The sequence below is a fragment of the Psychrobacter pasteurii genome (assembly GCF_900162815.1).
GTDB lineage: Bacteria > Pseudomonadota > Gammaproteobacteria > Pseudomonadales > Moraxellaceae > Psychrobacter > Psychrobacter pasteurii.
In genome coordinates this window covers 1-5,140 of the sequence record NZ_FUGD01000035.1, presented here as the reverse complement: position 1 = coordinate 5,140, position 5,140 = coordinate 1, and the positions used below count along the sequence as shown (strand labels likewise).

Annotated in this window: 6 protein-coding genes and 1 pseudogene; 3 read left to right on the top strand and 4 right to left on the bottom strand. The window is 43.6% G+C overall.

Translation table 11 applies throughout. The features are described 5' to 3' along the window. Both A1232T_RS14575 and leuE read left to right on the top strand, forming a co-directional pair. On the top strand, positions 1 to 139 hold a 139-nt coding region (locus A1232T_RS14575; protein WP_208606892.1), incomplete at its 5' end, for a transposase. A 62-nt stretch (positions 140 to 201) separates the two neighbouring features. After that, complete coding sequence (leuE, locus tag A1232T_RS01050) at positions 202 to 858, top strand: leucine efflux protein LeuE (RefSeq protein ID WP_077447632.1); 657 nt, start codon at positions 202 to 204, stop codon at positions 856 to 858. Positions 859 to 885: 27 nt separating this feature from the next. Here the strand turns inward: leuE and A1232T_RS01045 are convergent, their stop codons facing one another. From A1232T_RS01045 to A1232T_RS01035, 3 genes are all read right to left on the bottom strand, one after another. Next, complete coding sequence (locus A1232T_RS01045; protein ID WP_077447631.1) at positions 886 to 1,560, bottom strand: YoaK family protein; 675 nt, start codon at positions 1,558 to 1,560, stop codon at positions 886 to 888. 80 nt (positions 1,561 to 1,640) lie between these two features. Further along, positions 1,641 to 2,951: an ABC1 kinase family protein gene (locus A1232T_RS01040; protein WP_077447630.1), complete on the bottom strand. Its 1,311-nt coding sequence runs from the start codon at positions 2,949 to 2,951 to the stop codon at positions 1,641 to 1,643. Positions 2,952 to 3,013: 62 nt separating this feature from the next. After that, a complete protein-coding gene (locus A1232T_RS01035; RefSeq protein WP_077447629.1) occupies positions 3,014 to 3,844 on the bottom strand; it encodes an ion transporter in 831 nt (276 codons plus the stop codon). Positions 3,845 to 4,232: 388 nt separating this feature from the next. Between A1232T_RS01035 and A1232T_RS01030 the strand changes: the two genes are divergently transcribed. Then, the gene (locus A1232T_RS01030) at positions 4,233 to 4,979 is read left to right on the top strand and encodes a YebC/PmpR family DNA-binding transcriptional regulator (RefSeq protein ID WP_077447628.1); all 747 of its coding nucleotides are present in this window, start codon (positions 4,233 to 4,235) and stop codon (positions 4,977 to 4,979) included. Between the two features lie 79 nt (positions 4,980 to 5,058). Here A1232T_RS01030 and A1232T_RS14310 read toward each other — a convergent pair. Then, positions 5,059 to 5,140: pseudogene (locus tag A1232T_RS14310) on the bottom strand (RNA-guided endonuclease TnpB family protein); the annotation flags it as partial.

The following is a 5,140-nucleotide window of genomic DNA, read 5'->3' as shown; positions in this document are numbered from 1 at the left end:
GTTTTACTGGAAGCCTGTACTTTGGACTAGAGCATATTGTTTGCTGACCACTGGCGGTGCTACCATTGATACAATTAGGCAATATATCGAAAAACAAGAGCGCCCTGACCAGCTCGCCCGTGCTGACATCTCCATCTAAATCAAAGATTATAGGTGGAGAATTACGCACGATTTGTTAAACTTTAGGCGTTAGGAGCCTTCATGTACGGGATAACTGACCTTACGGCTTATATTCTTGGCACCATCGCCATTATATTATTACCCGGCCCCAATAGCCTTTATTGCTTATCGGTAGCGGCTGCACAGGGTATTGGCAAAGGCTATCGTGCCATCGCTGGCATCTTCGTTGGCGATGGTATCTTAATCTTAGTCACCGTGTTTGGCGCAGGTAGCTTATTAAAGCTCTACCCTTCTTTATTTAATGCCATTAAGTTAATTGGTGGCTTATATCTGATGTATCTTGGGGTAAAGCTATTAATCGGCGCTTATCATACTTTTTCTCAGCGTATGATATTGGCGCAAGCCACGCCCAAACTTACTGTCCCGGCTACTCATCAAAACTACTTTTATCGGGCCATGCTACTAAGCTTGACCAACCCCAAAGCTATTTTGTTTTTCTTATCTTTTTTTGTGCAGTTTGTTGATCCAAGCTATGAGCACCCACTACTGTCCTTTTTATTATTGGCAGTAATTTTGCAGTGTATTAGCTTTGCTTATTTAAGCGTTCTGGCCTTCGCTGGTCAGGGTCTGGCTAGAAGGTTTAACCGGTACCCTTTATTGATCGTGCTAAGCATGAGTTTGGTAGGTTTACTGTTTATCGGCTTTGCCATAAAGCTGTGGCAAGCTCAGCTAATGTAAGCTAAAGCCCGCCCGCCCAAAATAGGCTTATTCCTCACGCATTTCAGGCAGTCTATTGGAGGTGATTTGATAAACTAAGGCTGCCGCCAAGACAATACCCACAGGTATTAGCATTGCGGTATAGCCTAGTGCAAAGTAGCCAAAGGCCCCAACCACACCACCGCCGCAGAAGCTATACCAAATGATGGTTTGAAAACCAAGCATCATTTTATTGACAGGACGACCCGCCAGCCAGTTGCCGATGGCCGCCCCCATATCTGAAGTAAGACCCGTTAAGTGCGTGGTACGTATTACTGCCCCACTATAAGTCGCTACCATCGAGTTTTGCAGACCACAAGCCATCGCTGCCAAAAGCTGACCCAGATAGTCGTGCTGAAAGAACAACAAGAAGCTACAAAACAATAAGCTGGCCTCGATAAATAAAGCCAATCCATAACGACGACCCAGCTTTAACGAGCGCTGGCCAATTAGGTAGCCACTTAATATCGAGCCTGCCAAAAAGGAAAGTAACGAGGCCCCAATAAAAAATATAGCGGGCCAATCAAATCGAGCAATGGCGGAAGAAAAGAGGCTAACGTTACCAGTCACATGGGACACAGAAAGATTGGTAAAGCCACTTAAAGCGATAATATTTACACAGCCAGCACTAAAGGCTAGAACCGCTCCACCGATTAAAATCCATAGAGGTAATTTTGTTATCATAACCACCACTTATTGTTAAGTGTTTACTCAAATCGCAAATATGTATTGTTTATTATTGCTCAGCTTGTAATGCTTAGCTTTTATTGCTTAAAGTCACTGCCTAATAGACTCACCCTGGCATCACTAAACATATCCATATCAGGGGCTAAAGTGCGCATAAAACGGTCAAAATAAAGCATCTGCTTGGTCAATAAGGCAAAATCACGAGGGAAATGGATGCCATGACGTTTGCCGACCTCGACAATCTCTAGCATCATTTTGTTAAGCTCATCGGCCTGCTCTTTGCTATTAAAGGGCTTACCACTGGTATAGGTCTTATCTTCAGCCATAATACGGGTAATCATCTTAGCCAAGTCGCCAGCCAACTGCGCTTGATCGACCTTATCGCGCTCATGGGTCATTCCCATATCAACCATACAACTGGCCATAGTGACATAATCATTGTCTTGCAATGCTTGCATCATTCCCATACACGCCTGCCAACTCTCTGGTGCAAGCTTACCGACGATACCAAAGTCGATAAAGCCGATTCGGCCATCTTTTAACAGCATCAGATTACCCGCGTGTAAGTCAGCATGGAAGCTGTTACAGAACATAAGGCTTGCAAACCAAGTATTTAAAGTATCGGCCATGACTTGGGCAGGATCGTCACAATATTGACGCATTGCCACTTCATCTACCATAGAAATACCATGCAGACGACTCATGGTTAGTACCCGCTTGGTAGTGAGCTCTTCTACCACTTCTGGCGCCACTACCTTGGTATTACCCGTCATTTGCAAGAATTGCTGAAAATCTCGGATATTGGACGCTTCAGCAATAAAATCTGTCTCCGCCATCATCCGAATACGAATCTCATCGATAATAGGTGAGATACTCGCAAAGCGCATTTGTGGCATTAGTTTTTCCATAAGCTTGGTAACGCCGTGCAGCACACCAAGGTCGGTCTGCATAATGACTTCAACATCAGGTTTTTGGACTTTTAGCACCACTTCTCGCCCATCAGGCAAAGTCGCCGCATGTACCTGAGCAATACTGGCCGACGCCAAAGGCTCTTTGTCAATTTTGCTAAATAAATCTTCTAAGCTTTGACCCTCAGTTAGCAGCTCTTCTTTTAGCACTTGCTCAATGTAGCTATAAGGCAAAGGCGTGGTTTGATCGAGACACCCTTGAAAAGCAATCACATAATCACGGGGAAACAACGAGGGTGTACTGGCAATAAACTGACCAATTTTGATATAAGTAGTGCCCAACTGCTCAAAGGTCTCACGTAACATCACCGCATCAGGCCGCTCCCCTTTGGCAACCCTTAACGCGGATAACCCGGCAACACTGGCAGTGTGGCGGACACGATTGACAACATTAAAAGACTTTCTTAGTAGATTAGGCATTGTTATTTTATTTAACCCATAAAGAGATTAAGACAGCAGTGTCTGTAAATTATAACCGAAAATTAAATGTGTAGCTCGTGACCACATCGATCACAAAACTGAGCACCAGCAGCATGACCAAACTTACCACAATTAGGGCAAGTGACTGGGTGCAACTGAGGTCGCATACTTTTGGCAAGCTCTGAGGTAAAGATACCAGTTGGTACCGCAATAATGGAGTAACCGGTCATCATCACCATGGTCGCTATAAACTGACCTAAAGGGGTCTTGGGTGACATATCCCCGTAACCTACCGTGGTCAGCGTAACCGTCGCCCAGTAGATAGATACCGGGATACTGGTGAAGCCATTCTCCGGTCCTTCGACCACATAAATGACTGAGCCGAAAATCATAACCAGCAGCACCAGCGACAGGAAGAAAACCGTAATTTTTTGCTGGCTGGTTCTAAGCGCTGCGGCCAAAAAACCCGCTTGCTGCATGTAAGACTTGAGCTTAAGAACCCTAAATACCCGTAAGATACGCAGGATACGAACCACGATCAGGTATTGAACCCCACCGAATATTAAGCTTAGATAGCTTGGTAATACTGACAGTAAATCCACTATACCAAAGAAGCTGAAAACGTAACGTACTCGGTTTGGCGCCGAAAACAGTCGCAGTAAATACTCAATAGTGAACAAAATGGTGAAGAACCATTCTGCATAAAAGAAGACTGTACCGAATTGCAATCGTAGATACAGCACACTATCGAGCATTACCACTGCCACACTGGTAGCAATGGCAATCAGCAGAACAATATCAAATAACTTACCTAAAGGCGTATCCGTTCCTTCAATAATAATATGGATACGATCACGTAAGTGATTTAGCGTATTTGAGGATAGTTTTTTCATAAATACGGGTAGCTAGTCTATAATGGAGACTCATTATACGTGATTCAATTAACAATGTTACCTATTCCCTTAACTTTGTTTCAGCCACAGTTAATTTAATATACAGAATATTATCGGTAATGCGGTAGCCTTTAGTCACTCACTTTATAGCTTTATCGGTTCTAAACTAGGACTGAAATCAAAATAGATATTTCTGCTATAATTAGCTAGCTTTAGAAAAGAAGTCTAATCAGCCTATAATCCCAAATTTTATAAATCTTTAGCTCAGCGGCTTTAAGCAGCTGTGGTTGGCCTATTTCTACAACCATACAGCCTTTAAGCCACTATAAAATTAACGTCGTATTTGACAATTAATTTGTTTAACGTAATTGATAAGGATAAACACATTATGGCAGGTCATTCTAAATGGGCAAATATTAAGCACAAGAAGGCCAAAGAGGATGCCAAGCGTGGCAAAATCTTCACCAAAATTATTCGTGAGCTTGTATCAGCAACCAAGCAAGGTGAACCAGATCCAGAAACCAACCCTCGCTTACGGGCAGCAGTAGAAAAAGCCCTGTCAGCCAACATGACCAAAGACACCATCCAACGTGCAATCGAGCGTGGCGCCGGTAACTCTGAAGGCGGCGAAATGGATGAGCTGACTTATGAAGGTTATGGTATTGGCGGTGTGGCGGTATTAGTTGAAACCATGACCGATAACGTAAACCGTACCGTGAGTGAAGTACGTCATGCGTTTACTAAATTTGATGGTAACTTAGGAACTTCAGGTTCAGTGGCCTATCTTTTCACCAAACGTGGTGAGATTATCTTCGATGATGTGTCATTAGAAGATGACATTATGATGGTGGCCTTAGACGCTGGCGCGGTTGATATAGAAAATGATGGGGAAAGCTTATTGGTTATCACTGAGCCAGAAAACTTTGGTGCCGTTAAAGACGCCTTAACCGAAGCAGGATTTGAGTCTAGCAATGCTGAAGTGACCATGTCACCTTCAACCACAGCGTTAATCGATAATCTTGAAGATGCTGAAAAAGTGATGAAGATGATTGATATGCTAGAAGACTTGGATGATGTACAAGACGTGCATACCAACGTGGATTTCCCAGATGAGATTTTAGAGCAGCTGTCATAAATCTATTTACCGCGAAGATATATAAAGCGATAAAAGACGGCTCTATTATTAAGACATCAGCTTTGACCTCCTCCCCTCGCTAAACCGAGGGGATTCCTACAGCTAGACGGTCAAGCCCGACCGCAAGGATGTTCTTAGCAGCATTGATATCTCTATCATGC

Coding starts and splice junctions, on each gene's coding strand:
- leuE (WP_077447632.1), top strand. CDS start 202: ATGTACGGGATAACTGACCTTACGGCTTATATTCTTGGCACCATCGCC.
- A1232T_RS01045 (WP_077447631.1), bottom strand. CDS start 1,560: ATGATAACAAAATTACCTCTATGGATTTTAATCGGTGGAGCGGTTCTA.
- A1232T_RS01040 (WP_077447630.1), bottom strand. CDS start 2,951: ATGCCTAATCTACTAAGAAAGTCTTTTAATGTTGTCAATCGTGTCCGC.
- A1232T_RS01035 (WP_077447629.1), bottom strand. CDS start 3,844: ATGAAAAAACTATCCTCAAATACGCTAAATCACTTACGTGATCGTATC.
- A1232T_RS01030 (WP_077447628.1), top strand. CDS start 4,233: ATGGCAGGTCATTCTAAATGGGCAAATATTAAGCACAAGAAGGCCAAA.